The following is a 15,707-nucleotide window of genomic DNA, read 5'->3' as shown; positions in this document are numbered from 1 at the left end:
ATGGAAAAGAAGTGGTGGAATCAATCCGACGTGATCCTGGGGATCGGGGCCGTGGCGATCGTAGCCATGCTCGTCATTCCTCTTCCCGGATTCATATTAGATATTTTGATTATAGTCAGTTTGGCGATAGGACTTCTCGTCCTTTTGACCTCTCTTTCGGTGAACGAACCGGCCGACTTCTCGATCTTTCCGAGCCTTTTGCTGATTACCACCTTGTATCGGCTCGCGCTCAACGTATCGACGACCCGGCAGATTCTTTCCAAAGGTCCGGCGATGAACAGCCACGTCATCGACGCGTTCGGTTCGTTTATCATCGGAAGCGAATCCGGTCTTTCGAAATACGTGGTGGGATTTATCATCTTCATCATTCTCGTTTTGGTGCAGATTCTCGTGATCACCAAAGGTGCGACGCGGATCTCCGAGGTCGCGGCCCGATTCACGTTGGACGCCTTGCCCGGAAAGCAGATGGCGATCGACATGGAACTTTCTTCCGGAAACATCAACGAAGAAGAAGCCAAAAAAAGAAGAAAGAAGATCGAAGCGGAAGTGGACTTTTACGGTTCCATGGATGGAGCGAGTAAGTTCGTTCAAGGGGACGTACGAGCGGGACTCATCATCACCGCCATCAACCTGTTAGGCGGAGTCATCATCGGAGCCTCGATTCGCGGAGAATCCTTCACCCAAGCGATCGAAACCTACGGTAAGTTCACGATCGGGGACGGACTCGTTTCACAGATTCCCGCGCTCTTAACGACTGTTGCAACCGGTATCATCGTAACCCGCTCCGGTTCGGAGTCCGATCTTGCGACTCAGTTCAAAAGCCAGCTTTTCAGCAATTCGAAGGTTCTGTATGTGGTTGCGGGAAGTTTGGGATTTGCGGCTTTCATTCCGGGTCTTCCGTTTATACCGCTGGTTCTTCTTTCCGCGGGAATCGCTTACTTGGGTTATTCTCTCGAACAGACGGTCAAAGAACAACTCGAGTCGATCGAGAAAAAGGAAAAAGAATCCGGTCAGGATCGCAAACCGAAAGACTTCTACGAGGAACTTAGAACCGATCCGATCGAAATCGAAGTCGGTTATCATCTCATTCCGTTGGTCGACGCTTCTCAAGGCGGAGCGCTTCTCGATCAGATCAGCAATCTGCGTAAGAAGTTCGCTCAAGACAACGGGGTAGTCATTCCTCCGGTAAGAATTTTGGACAATCTGGATCTGAATCCGGATACGTATTCGATCAAGATCAACGGAACCGAAGTGGGAACTTCGACCGTTAAACCGGATAAACTCATGGCGCTCAACACAAGTCCGGGAACCGCGGAGCCGATTCAAGGCGAGGATTTCCTCGAACCTTCTTTCGGTCAAAAAGCGAAGTGGATTTCTTCGGAGGACAAGTCCGACGCGGAAGCGAAGGGTTACACGGTTGTAGACGCGTCCACGGTCGTTGTCACTCACTTGAAGGAACTTCTTGCAACGCATGCGTCCACCTTGCTGGGAAGGGAAGAAGTCAAAAAACTTTTGGATCACTACAAGGCGAGTTATCCGACTCTTATCGGAGAACTCGACGCGGACAAACCCGGCAACTTGGGGATCATTCAGCAGGTATTGCAGAATTTGTTACGCGAAGGTTTGGGAATCCGCAATCTCGTTCCGATTTTGGAATCGATCGCGAACAATTTGCCTAAGTATCAAAATCCTTACATTCTCACCGAACTTGTAAGACAATCGATTTCGAGAACCGTCGTTCGCGATTATCTCTCGATGGACGGTAAACTTCGGGTAATCACACTCGAAAGTAGAATTCTCGACCGACTCAACAAGTCGATCACTCAGGACCGAATCGAGAACAGGGATGTGTTGTCGTTGGCTCCCGATTTTTACAGAAGGCTGATCGACAGCGTCGCGGAACTCTATCGTAATTTTAGAACGGAAGGAAAATTTCCGATTTTCGTCGTAAACCGAGAGGTTCGTCTTCCGTTCTCGTATCTTCTCGCGAAGGAATTTCCTCCTCGAAACTTCGGCGTTCTCGCCTACGAGGAAATTCATTCTTCCGTGGATTCGGTGATCGAGGCCGAACTCAAACTTCCTCAAACACAGGCCGCGACGGCGGGGGTCGGGGAAGAAGTATGAAGGATTTAGAATATTCGATCTTGCTTATGGGCCAGGATCAGGGAGTTGAAAATGGAATTCGCTAAAATTCGCGGTAAAAGTTACCAAGACTGTTTGATGGAAATGAAAATGAAATACGGATCGGAGGCGACCGTGATTTCTCAAACCGTGGTCACCGAAGGCGGTGTAATGGGAACGGGTCTTCTTGCAAAGAAGATGATCGAGATCCAGATCGGAATTCCCGAAAAACAGGCTTCCCGCGAAAAGATAGAACGTAAACTTCAGGATTTAAAGGATCTTTTAAAACAAAAGTCTTACGCGGCTCCGGAAAGAAAGAAAACCCTTCAGACCTTAAAACCTCTTTCCAGAACCTTGGAAGAGAAGGAAGCCGCGACTGCGGTCGCGGAAGATTCCTGGGAGATCGAAGACATCACGACCGAACCCGAAAGAGTCGGCTTGTCGTTTGAGAAAGAACTTTTTGACAAAACTTCTCCCGCTCGCAGAGAAACGTCCCCCGTTCGAGGCAGAAAGGATTCTCCCTTAACACGTCTCGGGGAGAAGTGGGTTCGCGAAGGAATGAGCCAAGGTTATGTGGACGAACTTCTTTCCAAGATCGAAGAGCGTCTTTCGCCCATCGATCAAGGACGCAATCACGCTGTTTCCGAACGAGCCGTCGAGATTCTGAAGGAGCGCGTCAGCGTCGACCCGGACTTGTTTCGCGGAACGGGAAAGAATCAGAGAAAGGTGGTCTTTCTCGTTGGTCCTACCGGGTCGGGAAAAACGACGAGTGTCGCCAAACTCGCCGCGAAGTACTTCCTACACATGGGAAGATCGGTGTCGCTTTATACGACAGACAACTATCGGATCGCGGCAATCGAACAGCTCAAACGATACGCAGACACAATGGGAATGCCGTTTTACCCGGTTAAAGACATAAAAAAATTCAAGGAAACTCTGGCTCGGGACGGGTCGGAACTGATTCTCATAGATACAGCGGGTTATAGTCATCGCAACATGGAACAGTTGGAACGAATGAATTCTTACCTTTCCTGTTTCGGTGAAAAAGACTCGGTGGAAAATCTTCTTGTCCTTTCCGCGACTTCTTCCTACCATCATACAAGTGCGGTATTGAAAGCCTATGAGTCTCTGAACTACCGAAGAATTCTCCTTACGAAATTGGACGAGGCAGATTTTTTAGGTGGTTTTCTCGAACTGGCCGATACATACTCTAAGAGTTTCACATACTACAGCGTGGGGCAAGAGGTTCCGTTCGACATTCTTCCGGCGGAAAAGAACCTAATGGCGGAATGTGTGGTGACTCCGGAGAAAATTGCGGAGCTGAGAGGAGAAGTTTTCACCGTAGCCGGTGGCTGATCCGAAGCTTTTGAAGAGGTAAAGAATGGACCAGGCGACTCATTTACGGAAACTCACCGAGGGGAACACGAGTCTTAAAGTTCTGTCATCCAGAAAGCCCACGACAAAGATCATTGCGATCGCGTCCGGGAAGGGAGGAGTTGGAAAGAGTACCATCTCCGTCAACCTCGCCATCTCCATGGCCCGCGCGGGTCAAAAAGTCCTCGTGTTCGACGGGGACTTGGGACTCGCGAACGTCAACGTCATCCTAGGAATCATTCCCAAATACAATCTCTATCACGTGGTCAAAGGTCATAAGAGCCTCAAGGACATCATCATCCAAACCCCGGAAGGCGTGGACATCATCGCGGGAGCTTCCGGTTATTCTCAGCTTGCGAACTTAAACGATACGCAGAGAAACTCTCTCATCAAGGGTTTTTCCGAATTAGACAATTACGATATTATGATCATCGATACCGGCGCCGGAATCAGTTCCAACGTGATCGGCCTCACCTTGCCCGCGGACGACGTCATCGTGATTACCACTCCCGAGCCGACTGCGATCACCGATTCGTACGGGCTCATTAAGGCAATCGTTTCCCAAAGCCGCGATAAGAATCTCAAGATGGTCGTGAACCGGGTTCGCAGCGCGATCGAAGGAAAGAAGGTCGCGGACCGAGTGATCGACATCAGCGGACAATTCCTCGAAGTGAAGGTGGAAAACCTCGGATTTATCTTTCAGGACGAGGAAGTCGAGAAAAGTATCCGCGAACAAAAGCCTTACATTATCAATTCTCCGAAAAGTAAGGCGGCCGCTTGTCTGAACCGCATTACGTATTCTCTTTTAAATCAGGAAATGGAGCCGTTGGAAGACGCCGGCATCAGCGGATTCTTCAAAAAGTTCTTCAACTTTATGGACGTCCGCGACAAAGAGCTGGATAAAAGCGACGAAGAATAAGTTTTGAACCTTCAGATTGTTTTTATCGGAGTTTTCGCTCTGATCGCATTGATCGTGAGCCCAGTGTGCGGATTTCTTACCGGAAATTCTTTCGGACATATTCTACTCGTCTCGATTCTTTCCGTCGTCGCGTTCGCCGTTCTCGGATTCGGAGTGCACGCGTTCTTGGAAATGAAAGTTCCCGAATTTCTCGACTTTCTTTCCAACTTAGGCGGAGAATTCGTTCCGGCTTCTTCCGCTGCGGACGGAGCAGGAGGAGGCGGACACGACTACACAAGTCAGGCGAGCGATTCTGATTTCTCTTCGGGAGACAGCGCTTCGAACACGGAAGTCTTCGCTTCCGCGACTCCGAAACGTCAGAAAAGCGGAAACTTCGGGGATCACATCATGGTCGAAAATATAGCGATCAAAAACGAACCCAAACTCATGGCAGAAGCGATCCGAACGATGTTGGCTCGCGACGACATGGGGGAAAAATGACGACTTCCCTTTAATTTCCTTCGCTGGCGGCTTAGAATGGGAATGAGACAAAAAACTGCTTGATTTCCCTGTTTTTGCCCTAAAAAATGCTATTGCAATTTTCTGAGAAGCTCGACACTTTAGAATGAAGGTCAAGGTTTTTCCAGATCCGAGCTTATGTCCAAAAAATATGAGAAATATAACCAGCAGGATGAGACGGAACTATGGAAATCCTATCGGGATACCAAAGACCAAGACATCCGATCTTATCTTGTGGAGAAATATTCTCCGTTAGTCAAACACGTCGCGGGTAGAATCGCGATCGGAATGCCGCAGAACGTAGAGTTTGACGATCTCGTATCCTACGGAGTGTTCGGACTTTTGGATGCGATCGAAAAATTCGATCCCGAACGTTTGATCAAATTCAAAACCTACGCAATGACGAGAATTCGGGGGAGTATCTTCGACGAACTTCGCTCGATCGATTGGATTCCGAGATCCATCCGTCAAAAAGCAAAACAACTCGAACAAATCATCGGTATGCTGGAAAACAAAGAAGGCCAGCAAGTCGACGACGACGCGATCGCGAAAGAATTGGGAATCTCCATGGAAGAGTACAATTCCCTTCTTACCAAGATCAGCGGAACTTCCCTCGTATCGTTAAACGACATTTGGTTTCTCGGAGACGAAAACGACGAAGTTTCCTTTATGGAAACCCTCGAATCTCCGATGAACATGAACCCGGACACGATCATCGAAAAAGAAGAAATCAAAAACGTGATCGTGGAAGCGATCAAAACCCTTCCCGAAAAGGAAAAGAAAGTAATCGTATTGTATTATTATGAAGATCTTACCTTAAAGGAAATCGGAGAAGTGTTGGAAGTGACCGAATCCAGAATTTCGCAGCTTCACACAAGAGCGGTTTCCCGACTGAGAAGCAAACTCGGTAAAGTAAAATCCGTCATTTCTCGAAAGTAATCTTTTCAAACGGGGCTAATGTATGGGTTCCCTTTTACCATTCTTAGAAGATCAAGGCAGGGAACTGGATCGAATCCAGAAAGAGCAGGTCGAAGTTTACGGCGATACGCTCGAAAATTCTCTTCGTCTCGCGGCAAAACATCTTAAAAAACAGATCCACGAACTCGACTACGTCGTTTTAAAACGCGGCAAGAAAAAACTGTTCGGTCACGAACCGTGGCATATCCGAGTCTCCATTCTTCCCGAAGACAACTTTCTCGACGAACTCACCGAACTCGATCAGAAACTCACCGGAGGTTCCGGTAAACTCGTATCCAAAGATCTCAAGGATTTCATTCAACCCAAGGATAAAAACGGAAGAAGTCTCGTGCAGATTCTCCGCAACGGAGTTTATCTCACCGTATTTCCTCCGTTAGGCGAAGGTCGTCCCGTGGAAATCGACGAGGTTTCCAAAAAACTCGTTCTCAAAGGAGTGAATGGAGAAGACGACAAACTCGTTCGAAAGATCGTCAAAGAGGCAAAGGGCGAACCGATTCTGATCTCCGATCAAAAACCGAGACCGGGTATGGAGGCCAAACTCATACTCGACATCACGTCCGATAAGATGAAGGCGAAAGTCACCATTCTTCCTCCGAGACCGGGAGGAAGGGATATGGACGTAAAAGACATCGTCAATCATCTCAAAAACGCGGGCGTCAAATACGGATTCAAAGAGGAAGAAATCCAAAGAAAACTCGAAGAGGAATTTTACAACCAACCCTTTCTCGCGGCGGAAGGGGATTATCCGATCAACGGGAAAAACGCGCAGATCATCTATCACGTCCGCACTTCCAAAAACGTTTCCTTCCGAGAGGACGAATCGGGAAGAGTGGACTTCAAGGATTTGGATCTGATCGAAAACGTAGTCGTGGGTCAGTTGCTCGCAGAAAAGATTCCCGCCGAAAAAGGAAAATACGGACGTACGTTATTCAACGAACTTCTTCCCGCAAAAGACGGAACCGATACGGATCTCAAACAAGGTAAGGGGACCATTCTTTCCGAGGATAGAAGCAAACTCACCGCCGAAGTCAACGGTCAAGTCGTGTTCGCAACGGGAAGACTTTCGGTCGAAACCGTTTATCGGGTCAACGGAGACGTGGGAATCAAAACGGGGAACGTCACCTTTCTCGGTTCGATCGTGATTACGGGTAACGTGGAAGACAACTACTCCGTAAAAGCCGCGGGCAATATCGAAATCTACGGAACCGTTCAAAAAGCGAGAGTGGAAGCGGACGGAGACATCATCATTCGTCAGGGAATTTCGGGAAGGGAAGAAGCGCATATCGAATCCACCGGCGGAAACGTGATCGCAAAGTTCATTCAGAGCGCGACCGTGATCACGGAAAAAGACGTTCTCGTTCAAGAAGGAATTCTCCATTCGTTTGTGAGCGCGGGCGGTAAGATTTTGTGCAACGGGAAACGCGGTCAGATCGTGGGCGGAACCGTACGCGCCTCGGAACTGATCGGCGCTCGAAGCATCGGTTCTCCCGCAAACCCCGCGACCGAACTCGTCGTGGGGATCGACCCGAAAGTTCTCAAGCAGATCGCGGACTACGAAGCGAAGATGCACGAAAGTCAGTCCAAACATGAACAGGTTTTTAAAAGTCTGAAGACGCTTCAGGCAAGAAAAGAATCCGATCCGGCTTCGTTTACGGAAGAACACGAGAATCAGCTCGGCAAGATGCAGAAGGCGGTCGAAAAACTGGATTCTCGAATTAAGGAATTCGAAACCGAAATCAACAATCTCAAAAATTATATGGAAGAGAAATCTTCTCACGGGAAGATCAGCATCGAAAAGGTTCTCTACGGCGGCGTGACGATCAAGATCCGAAACTCGGATTACAAGACTCGGAACGAAATCAAGAACAAGACTTTCGTGGAAGAGAACGGAATGATCCGCCAGGTGCCTTACGAAGACCCCGATCCGGACAATAAAAAAGACTGGAGAAAAAAACGAAACCGTGGTAATTAAACCATAGGATGAGGCTCAGCGACACATTCTTAGGTTACGGTCAAGCTCCGGATATAATCCGGAAGCAACAGGTGGAAAATCCGTTCACCATGCCTCATATGATCTCCGAAACAGCTCGGGTGGTCAAAGAATACAACGATACCAGAAAATACGCGGTCGAGTTGTATACCGACGTTTTCTCTCTTTCTCCTGAATCCAGGGAAAGATTGGCTTCGGTCAGAAATCAAAAAATCGACGAGATCAAGGACCGGTTAAAAACATACAAGCCGGCTTCCGGCGATCGGACCGAGCTGGTGACGTATTCCGCCGGCGGTCAAAAGGCGTCTAACGCACCCGCCAATCGGGGTAGAATCGAATTCTTCGCTTAATCTTTTCCAAAGGGATGTTGTTGGAGACAATACCGGGGGAAAAGGTATGGAGTTATTTGCAGTTTTAGCGATCAACGCGGTCATTTCCGTGGTTTTATATTATACGATTACTTCGAAAGTGACGGAAAGAATTCGTACTCATATGCTGGGAAAGATCAACGAAGAAATCCGGGATTTTGTGGACGAACTGGAAACGGAGTCGCTGCGCCAAGTCGATCTGATCGGATCGAGAATTCTTACCTTTAAGGAAATGACGGCCAAGGTGGAAGAACTCGTCAAACGAATCGAACAAGCTACGACTCCCGATATCTTGAGCCGGATTCAGATTTCCCCCGAACCGACGCAACGTTCCGGGCAAGATCCGTTTTCTACGATCGCTTCGAAGGACGAAGAAAAGTCCGTATTCAAAAATACGAACGCCGCAAACATCGCGGGTTCGGTTCAGCAAGGAATCGGACATATCTACAAGGAAAATTTGGATCTTGTCCGAGAAGAACACGAGATATCGCTTTCTGCGGATGCTTCTTCCTTCGCTTCGACGGCCGCGCAAAATCCGACGGCGTCTTCCGTTCGCAATCAAACGTTACAAAATTCTTATATTCAAAAACCGAAAAACAAAGCGGAAGAACGGAATAAAACTTCTTCCCAAGCTCCCCGGCCTGCGTCCCGCGAAACGAAGGAAGTTCCCGCGGCGAGCGGTTCCACCTCCAATCTCGTTTTGGAAACGATCGGAAAAGGGGTCCGTCGGTTTTTCGGAATTCAGGAAATCAAAACGATTCGCGCAGAAGAAGAACGTTCCGAGAACGATTTTTTTCCGGGAACCCGCAATTCCACTTTGGATATTTCCCTGGACGAGGATCCGTTCGCTCCGGCGGCCGATTCGGAAAACACGTTAGGCGCAACATCCTCGTTTAAGGACAATCTCAAGTCTAAGGAAGCGGATTTCGGAAGAATTCTCCAGGATAACGTGAACGGCTACAAGCCGCCTAAGCCGGATTCCACACGCATTTCCGCCGACGCTGCGCTCCTCGAAATCGGAGAAGATTCCACAAAAATCGAGAAAGTTGTTTTCCTTTTAAAAAGAAAATATACTCATGAAGAAATTTCGGAAGTTCTGGATCTCGCACTCGGCGAGGTGGATATCATTGAAAGATTCAGGTTGGATAGAAATAGGAGGTTCTGATGTCCCAGTTTAGCGTATTGAACGTAGGATTCGGGAATATCGTTCTGGTTTCTAAGATCGTCAGCATCATTCATTCGGATTCGGCGTCCGCCAAACGGATCCGCAACGAAGCCAAGACGAATAACAGCCTGATCGACGCCACTCAAGGAAAGAAAACCCGTTCGATCATCGTGACCGACAGCAATCATCTCATTCTTTCCAATTTGAGAGTGGAGTCCCTTACAAAACGAATCGAATCCAGCGACAACTCGATCGCTTCCGAAGAGGAAGACTTAGACTGAATTCTCCCAAACTTTTCGTTCTTTCTTCCGTTGCCGGAGGAGGAAAGTCCACTCTCATTCAAAGACTCAGAGAAAGACACCCGGAAATCCTCTTCTCGGTTTCCTGCACGACCCGCGCGCCTCGTCCCGGAGACAAAGAGGGCGTAACGTATTTCTTTTTAACGAAGGAAGAATTTCAAAAGGGAATTGCTGAGTCCGCTTTTTTGGAATGGGCTCTGGTTCACGATCAATACTACGGTACCCCTTTGAAGTTCATCGAAGAGGCGTTCGCAAACGGTTCTTCCGTGATTATGGATATCGACGTGCAGGGTGCAAAGATCATTCAGGAGAAACTTCCGGGTAAGATCGTGACGATTTTTATTTTGCCGCCGAGCGAAGAGGAATGGGAAAGAAGATTGCGCGGTCGCGGAACCGATTCCGAAGAAAGCATCGTGAAGCGGATAAAAAACGGGAAGCGCGAATTGGAACGTCAGAATGAATTCGATTATAAAATCGTGAACGACGACTTGGATCGCGCTCTCGCAGAGCTGGAGAATATAATTCTTTCGGATTCGAAGTAGTAGTTCCCACGAAACCGAGCCAGGATTTTTCGTCGATTTTTAAGCACTGGTCCGCTAAAGGAAAATTTTCCGAAAACTTCCCGCGGACCCGCCGCCCAGATTTTGAAAAACCGGCAGAGCGATCCCGATGGATCGAGTTCCAAGGCGGCGTTTTGTATTCCGATAAATAGTAGGAACTACAACGAATCGTTTGCAACAGTTACAAAAATAAGAATACGAACTAAGAGAAAAAATGAATCTAACGTTAATCCCCGTTCTTAAAATCCATAAATTGAAACTTTCCGAAGGCAAAGATCGACTCGCCGATTATTTAGGATTGAATATTCCGACATCCTGGCCCACATTTCCCGAGGCTTTTTTAGTTACCGATCAGGATTCAAAAAAGGATGAGCCGGAAAAACCGAATTTATGGGGAGGTTATTTTTTTATAAACCCGATCCTCAAAAGTTTGATTGGAAACGGCGGTTATACCGGCGCTCCGGATTCCGCGGGCTCGGTGGAAATCGGTTACGAAATCGCGCCCGAATTTTGGAATCAAGGCTACGCGACTCTTGCAGCCAAGCAGTTGATCGAATTGGCATTCAAACAACCGAATGTTCTTCAAGTAAAGGCAACCACTTTAGCGGAGGAAAACGCGTCGAACTCCGTTTTGAAAAAATGCGGAATGAAATTCGTATCCGAAGAACCGAACGAAGAACTTGGAAAAGTTTGGGTATTTGGGATCGATAGGAAAGATTTCGAAAACCCAAAGCGCTGAACAGGAAATCATCAAAGTGATCAAAGTTGAAGAATTTTTCCCGAACTTGGATCGTATTTTTTTGCTCGATCGATAAAGTCTTATTCTTTAAAAAGTTCGCCGGAATCGATCGAGCTTTTACGCTCTGTTATCTGCAATCAGGGGCATCCACCAAAATGAACGGCATCGTCGTTGGATTTCCGTTGACCTTCAGTTCGCGGTCTTTGAGATAAAATCCGCAAACGGATACGCTGCTTCCCACCTGAACGTTGGAAATGAGGTTGGAAGCGTCCGAGTCCAACGCGACCGGTTTTCCGGAAAAATAGACCACAAAGCGGATCGAGTTTCCCTTGTATAATATCTCCGAAACGGTTCCGGAGATATGAATCGTTTTTCCGAAAGCCGCGGACGGATTGGAAACGAGTTCGTAACCGCTCACTTTCGCAGGAGCGGAATTCGTTTTCTTTTTTGCGGAAATCGGAAGCGTCGCAAACACGCATACAAAAAATATTATAAAAATTGAATTTACTTTCAGGTTCATAGTGTCTCCGAATTAAGGGTTGGCTTCCACCGCGTCGTCGGGAATATCGGGTGTTTTGATTCCGCCCGATCTGCTCAGCCATTTGTTCGTGATCATCGCTCTTCGATCCGCAGGGAAGAGGGTCAAAAGATAGGTCGTGATCGTCTGTCTTCCGTCTTCTTCGGCGTCCTTGTCCATTTGAATAAAAACGTCTATGATATCTCCGTCCGGCCAGTTTAAGAGCATTCCCACCGCGGATTCCGGCGGCATGTTCCCTACCTTGTCGGCGAGAACCTTTACGAGTTTTTGACGGCTGTTCTTTTCCGCATCCGAGGATTTCATTTCCTTCTCTTTGGCGATAAGACCCTTGCGCATTTCCTCGAGTTTTTCCATTTCCGCTTCGAGGCGGCCTTTTTCGTTCATTAGCTCGGTTTTTCTTTTTTCCAGTTCGTCGAGCTCTTCCGCAAAACGCTCCTGAGCTTTTGCGAATTCGAGTTTTTGAAGTTCGGAAGGAGATTCGTTGTCCTGATTTACGAGCGCCGGTTCCTTGCGGAGAAACGGAAAAATTTCCGAAGCGTTGATGATCTGAAAGTAATCAAAAACGAAAAAACCGATTCCCAATAAGAAAAAAATGAGAAGAACGAGATAGGTAGCTCTTGCTTTGTCGCTTAACGATGCCATTTTAAACCTTTAGATCGATTCGGTTGGTTTGGATTTTGTTTTCCAAGCGTTCGGCCTTTTCTTGAAAATCGGTAATTTTCTTCTGAAGGCTGAGTATGGAATCCGTCTGTTGCGGAGAATTCCCTCCCGTCGCGTTTAGAATTTTCTGAAACAGAGACTCACTTTTTGAATCGGTCGTAGATCTTTTTAAGTTCGGAAGCTCCCGAGTCGTCGTTTGCGGGTTCAGGACTTGATCCCGTATCGTATGTAAAGACTCTCGGAGCCGGTTCAGATTCAGAGGATTCATTCATTTGTCTCCATTGGATGGATTTTAGCTGATTATAATGTTCTTCAAGTTCGAACTTTTCTTTTTTGAAGTATGATTTCTTGTAAGCCTTGTATTGATTCTCTTTGAGAATCTCGAGGATCTTTCGGTCCTTCTGAGCGGAGATGAGTTCCTCACGTTTTGCGTCCAGTTCCGGTCTTCGGTTTTCGATATCGGATTCCAAGTTTTCATTTTGTGTGATCAGGGAACGAATGTATCCCTGATGCAGTTGATAGTCGCGCAGGGACGCTCCGCTGAGAGAATAGGATTCTCCCGTGAGGAGTTCGATCTGTTTCTCGTTCTCCTGAATGGAATTGCGGATCTGATTGATCTCGCCCGCGATCAAGGAGAAACTTTTTAGTTTTTCGTCTTCCTTCTTCTTGCGGAGATTCAATACGGGCTCTAAATTAAAGCGAAATCGTTTCAAGGATTAGAATTCCTCTTCTTCCTGTTCGTCGTCGAGGACGTCTTTCAAACCTTTTACAGCCTGAGCGTAGTCGCTTCTTTCCTGAATTTTCTGTTTCAGATAACGATCGATCTTGTCTTTCTTGCGAATCGCAAGATCCACGCGCGGGTCCGAACCGGAAACGTACGCATTCAAGCGGATCAATTCTTCGGCCGAGTTGTAAACGCTGATGAGTTCGCGGATCATTCCCGCTCTCAGGTTTTGATCTTCCGGTGCGATTCTTACCATGACCCGGGAAAGAGAAGCGGGAACATCGATTGCGGGATAATGATTTCGTTCCGCGAGTTTTCGACTGAGAATGATATGGCCGTCTATATAACCTCGAACCGCGTCCGCGACCGGATCTTCCATCTCGTCGGCTTCGGTAAGAACGGTATAAAAGCCGGTGATCGTTCCTCCCGACTTGGAAGTCCCGGAACGTTCCACGAGTTTTGCGAGTTTAGAAAATACGGACGAGCTGAAACCTCTCGTGATAGGAGGTTCATGATTGGATGCTGAAATTTCCCGATTGGCCTGAGCGAATCTTGTCAAGGAATCCATCATGAGGTTCACGTGTTTTCCTTGGTCGCGGAAATATTCGGCGATGGAAGTCGCGAGCAGAGCGCAGTTGACCTGTTCCATTTTCGGAGAATCGGATGTCGCTGCAAGGACGACGGATTTTTGAAGACCTTCTTTGCCGAGATCGAGTTCTATGAATTCGTTTACTTCTCGTCCGCGTTCTCCGACGAGCGCGATCACGTTTACGTCCGCATCGGTATAACGAGCGATCATTCCGAGCAAGCTGGATTTACCGACACCGGAACCGGAAAAGATTCCGACGCGTTGTCCTCTTCCTATGGTGAGAATTCCGTCTACGGCTCGAACCCCGGTCATCAGAATGTCGCGGATGATCGGTCGATCGAGCGGATTGGGAACGTCGTTGTCGGGAGGACGTTCTTCCTTTGTGATGATATGACCTTTTTTATCGATCGGTCTTCCGACGCCGTTTAAGACACGACCAAGAAGTTCTTTTCCCACGGGGATTGCGAGTTTTCTCCCGGAGGAGAATACGAACGCTTCGGGATAAATTCCTTCCACGGGTCCGAGAGGCATCAGAGTATAAACGTGGCCTTCAAAGCCTACGATCTCGCACTGGAGATAACCTTCTTTGCCGCTCTTTTGAACGTCCATCAGTTCCCCGATTTTGGAGTCGGGTGGACCCTCGGAATAGATGACGTTTCCGGAAACGCGGATGACCTTCCCCGATTTACGGATCGTTTCGGTGCGATCCATGATCAGGAAGTATTTGGACATCACGTCCACTTTCTCATGAAACTTCTTTTCAATCATAGGCCGTAAGAATATCTCTTGGTATCCAGAATTTCCCGGAAAGTCAAGTATCTATGGGAAAATAAAAGAATTATGTCGCTTACGAAGGCAGGGTTCGGTGAGTTCTTGTGAGAATTCTTCCGTGGGTTTGCGGTTTTGTGGGAACTACCACGCAGACTTTGTTTACGATCGGATTTGCGGGAGCCACCGCAAATTCCGCCGATTTCAAAAATGTGGGAACTCATACGAATGATGTTTCGAATCGCCCGAACCAAAACGTTCGGTTTAGGAAGAATGTGGGAACTACCACATAACTTTTTCTTAAAACCGAATTCTCCGAATGAAATTGTAGGATCTCCCACAAAAAGAAAAGATCTCCCGGTTTTCCCGGGAGATCGATAAGAAGGGAGAAGAATGTCTTGGCTCCAAAGCGAATTCCGAACCGAGAAAAAAGACAAAGGCTTCCGACCGAAAACGGCCGTCGACGGTTGCGATTCCAGAACGGCTTCGAGTTTAGATCGGCTCCGCATTCCGGATCGCTTCCTCGATTTCCTTGAGCTGCGTGGAAATTCTCGCATCGATCGCGCCCACGTCGGTTTCGATGATAACGCCGCCCCGATCCACTCTCGAATCTTCGTAGATGTTGACCTTGCGAAGAGATTCCATAAGTTTGATAAGTTCGTCTTTGTGGGCCGTGGTGAGTTCCAAGTCGGCGAAGTTGACCCGAATGTCCACGCGGTCGCGGTCCTTGATTCTTTTTAAGGCTTCTCTAATATTGTTCAGAACGATTTCCTTTCTTTCGATGATCTCGTCTTTTATGACCTTGCGCGCGATGATGAGGATCATCTCCACCATCTGTTTTTCGGAAGCTTGGATGATTTCTTCTCGGATGTCGATGGCCTTACCGACGATGGTTCCCAAACGGTCGATGAGTCGTCTTACTTCTCCCTGACCTTTTTTAAAACCTACTTCGCGACCCGCGTCGTACCCTTTCAAGTAAGCTTCGTGTTCGATCTCGGCGACCTTCATCTCGGCTTCCTTGATCATTCTTTCGACTTCCATCTTGGCGCGGTCGAGGATCTGCTCCGCCTTCGCCTTACCGGTGTCTTCTTCGAGTTTAACTTTTTCCTTCGAATCTTGGATCATCTGGAAGGCGCGTTTGCGTCCTTCTTCCTCGATCTCTTCCGCCTTTCTTCTTGCGTCTTCGAGAAGTTTGCGAACCTGTTCCTCGTTCTCTTCGCGATAACGGCTCAGCTCCGCCTCGATCTCTTCGATCGAAGGACCCTGGTATTGTTCGATGATATTTCCTTCTTGGTCTACTTCGAACTCTTCGGCGTCTTCGTCCCTGTGGAATTTTTTGTATTTATCGGGAATCGCTAATTCGACCTGATCTTTGATGTCTGCGATTTGTATGGGTTTAAAGACGAGTTTAGCCATG

General features: G+C 47.8%; 17 protein-coding genes. 12 read left to right on the top strand and 5 right to left on the bottom strand.

Annotated features, from left to right (window positions below):
- The 11 genes from flhA to LFX17_RS10830 all read left to right on the top strand — a co-directional run bounded on the left by flhA (position 1) and on the right by LFX17_RS10830 (position 11,011).
- Positions 1-2,124, top strand: coding sequence for a flagellar biosynthesis protein FlhA (flhA, locus tag LFX17_RS10880; protein ID WP_238746649.1), 2,124 nt, complete (start codon positions 1-3; stop codon positions 2,122-2,124).
- A gap of 51 nt (positions 2,125-2,175) precedes the next feature.
- Positions 2,176-3,477: a flagellar biosynthesis protein FlhF gene (gene flhF / locus LFX17_RS10875; RefSeq protein WP_238746647.1), complete on the top strand. Its 1,302-nt coding sequence runs from the start codon at positions 2,176-2,178 to the stop codon at positions 3,475-3,477.
- 25 nt (positions 3,478-3,502) lie between these two features.
- The gene (locus LFX17_RS10870; RefSeq protein ID WP_100763086.1) at positions 3,503-4,414 is read left to right on the top strand and encodes a MinD/ParA family protein; all 912 of its coding nucleotides are present in this window, start codon (positions 3,503-3,505) and stop codon (positions 4,412-4,414) included.
- A gap of 3 nt (positions 4,415-4,417) precedes the next feature.
- Positions 4,418-4,894: a hypothetical protein gene (locus LFX17_RS10865; RefSeq protein WP_238730268.1), complete on the top strand. Its 477-nt coding sequence runs from the start codon at positions 4,418-4,420 to the stop codon at positions 4,892-4,894.
- A 156-nt stretch (positions 4,895-5,050) separates the two neighbouring features.
- Positions 5,051-5,851 carry an RNA polymerase sigma factor WhiG gene (gene whiG / locus LFX17_RS10860; RefSeq protein WP_010574489.1) on the top strand — a complete coding sequence of 267 codons (801 nt, stop codon included), beginning with the start codon at positions 5,051-5,053 and terminating at the stop codon, positions 5,849-5,851.
- Between the two features lie 22 nt (positions 5,852-5,873).
- Positions 5,874-7,862 (top strand): FapA family protein, encoded by a 1,989-nt coding sequence (locus LFX17_RS10855; protein WP_238730267.1) that lies wholly within the window; start codon positions 5,874-5,876, stop codon positions 7,860-7,862.
- An 8-nt stretch (positions 7,863-7,870) separates the two neighbouring features.
- The gene (locus LFX17_RS10850; protein ID WP_238730266.1) at positions 7,871-8,230 is read left to right on the top strand and encodes a hypothetical protein; all 360 of its coding nucleotides are present in this window, start codon (positions 7,871-7,873) and stop codon (positions 8,228-8,230) included.
- 46 nt (positions 8,231-8,276) lie between these two features.
- Complete coding sequence (locus LFX17_RS10845) at positions 8,277-9,413, top strand: hypothetical protein (protein ID WP_238730265.1); 1,137 nt, start codon at positions 8,277-8,279, stop codon at positions 9,411-9,413.
- Positions 9,413-9,694 carry a DUF370 domain-containing protein gene (locus tag LFX17_RS10840; RefSeq protein WP_118955895.1) on the top strand — a complete coding sequence of 94 codons (282 nt, stop codon included), beginning with the start codon at positions 9,413-9,415 and terminating at the stop codon, positions 9,692-9,694. Before LFX17_RS10845 ends, LFX17_RS10840 begins: the two co-directional genes overlap by 1 nt.
- Entirely contained in the window at positions 9,691-10,254 is a 564-nt protein-coding gene (locus tag LFX17_RS10835; RefSeq protein WP_238731573.1) for a guanylate kinase, read from the top strand. The genes LFX17_RS10840 and LFX17_RS10835 overlap by 4 nt, the downstream gene beginning before the upstream one ends.
- Positions 10,255-10,486: 232 nt before the next feature.
- On the top strand, positions 10,487-11,011 hold the full coding sequence (locus LFX17_RS10830) for a GNAT family N-acetyltransferase (protein ID WP_238730264.1): 525 nt from the start codon (positions 10,487-10,489) through the stop codon (positions 11,009-11,011).
- 127 nt (positions 11,012-11,138) lie between these two features.
- On the opposite strand, the gene LFX17_RS10825 is transcribed toward LFX17_RS10830, so the two are convergent.
- From LFX17_RS10825 to fliI, 4 genes are all read right to left on the bottom strand, one after another.
- Positions 11,139-11,531, bottom strand: coding sequence for a transporter (locus tag LFX17_RS10825; RefSeq protein WP_238730263.1), 393 nt, complete (start codon positions 11,529-11,531; stop codon positions 11,139-11,141).
- Positions 11,532-11,543: 12 nt separating this feature from the next.
- Entirely contained in the window at positions 11,544-12,191 is a 648-nt protein-coding gene (locus LFX17_RS10820) for a periplasmic-type flagellar collar protein FlbB (protein WP_238730262.1), read from the bottom strand.
- Between the two features lie 158 nt (positions 12,192-12,349).
- Positions 12,350-12,922: a flagellar export protein FliJ gene (gene fliJ, locus LFX17_RS10815; RefSeq protein ID WP_238730261.1), complete on the bottom strand. Its 573-nt coding sequence runs from the start codon at positions 12,920-12,922 to the stop codon at positions 12,350-12,352.
- Between the two features lie 3 nt (positions 12,923-12,925).
- The gene (gene fliI, locus LFX17_RS10810; protein WP_238730260.1) at positions 12,926-14,290 is read right to left on the bottom strand and encodes a flagellar protein export ATPase FliI; all 1,365 of its coding nucleotides are present in this window, start codon (positions 14,288-14,290) and stop codon (positions 12,926-12,928) included.
- A 107-nt stretch (positions 14,291-14,397) separates the two neighbouring features.
- On the opposite strand from fliI, the gene LFX17_RS10805 reads away from it, so the two are divergent.
- Complete coding sequence (locus LFX17_RS10805) at positions 14,398-14,583, top strand: hypothetical protein (protein ID WP_238730259.1); 186 nt, start codon at positions 14,398-14,400, stop codon at positions 14,581-14,583.
- A 199-nt stretch (positions 14,584-14,782) separates the two neighbouring features.
- Here the strand turns inward: LFX17_RS10805 and fliH are convergent, their stop codons facing one another.
- A complete protein-coding gene (fliH, locus tag LFX17_RS10800) occupies positions 14,783-15,706 on the bottom strand; it encodes a flagellar assembly protein FliH (protein WP_010574499.1) in 924 nt (307 codons plus the stop codon).
- Position 15,707: the final 1 nt, after the last annotated feature.

The sequence above is a fragment of the Leptospira sanjuanensis genome (genome assembly GCF_022267375.1).
GTDB lineage: Bacteria > Spirochaetota > Leptospiria > Leptospirales > Leptospiraceae > Leptospira > Leptospira sanjuanensis.
The sequence above is the reverse complement of the archived record's forward strand: the minus strand, read 5'-3'. Positions and strand labels throughout refer to the sequence as shown.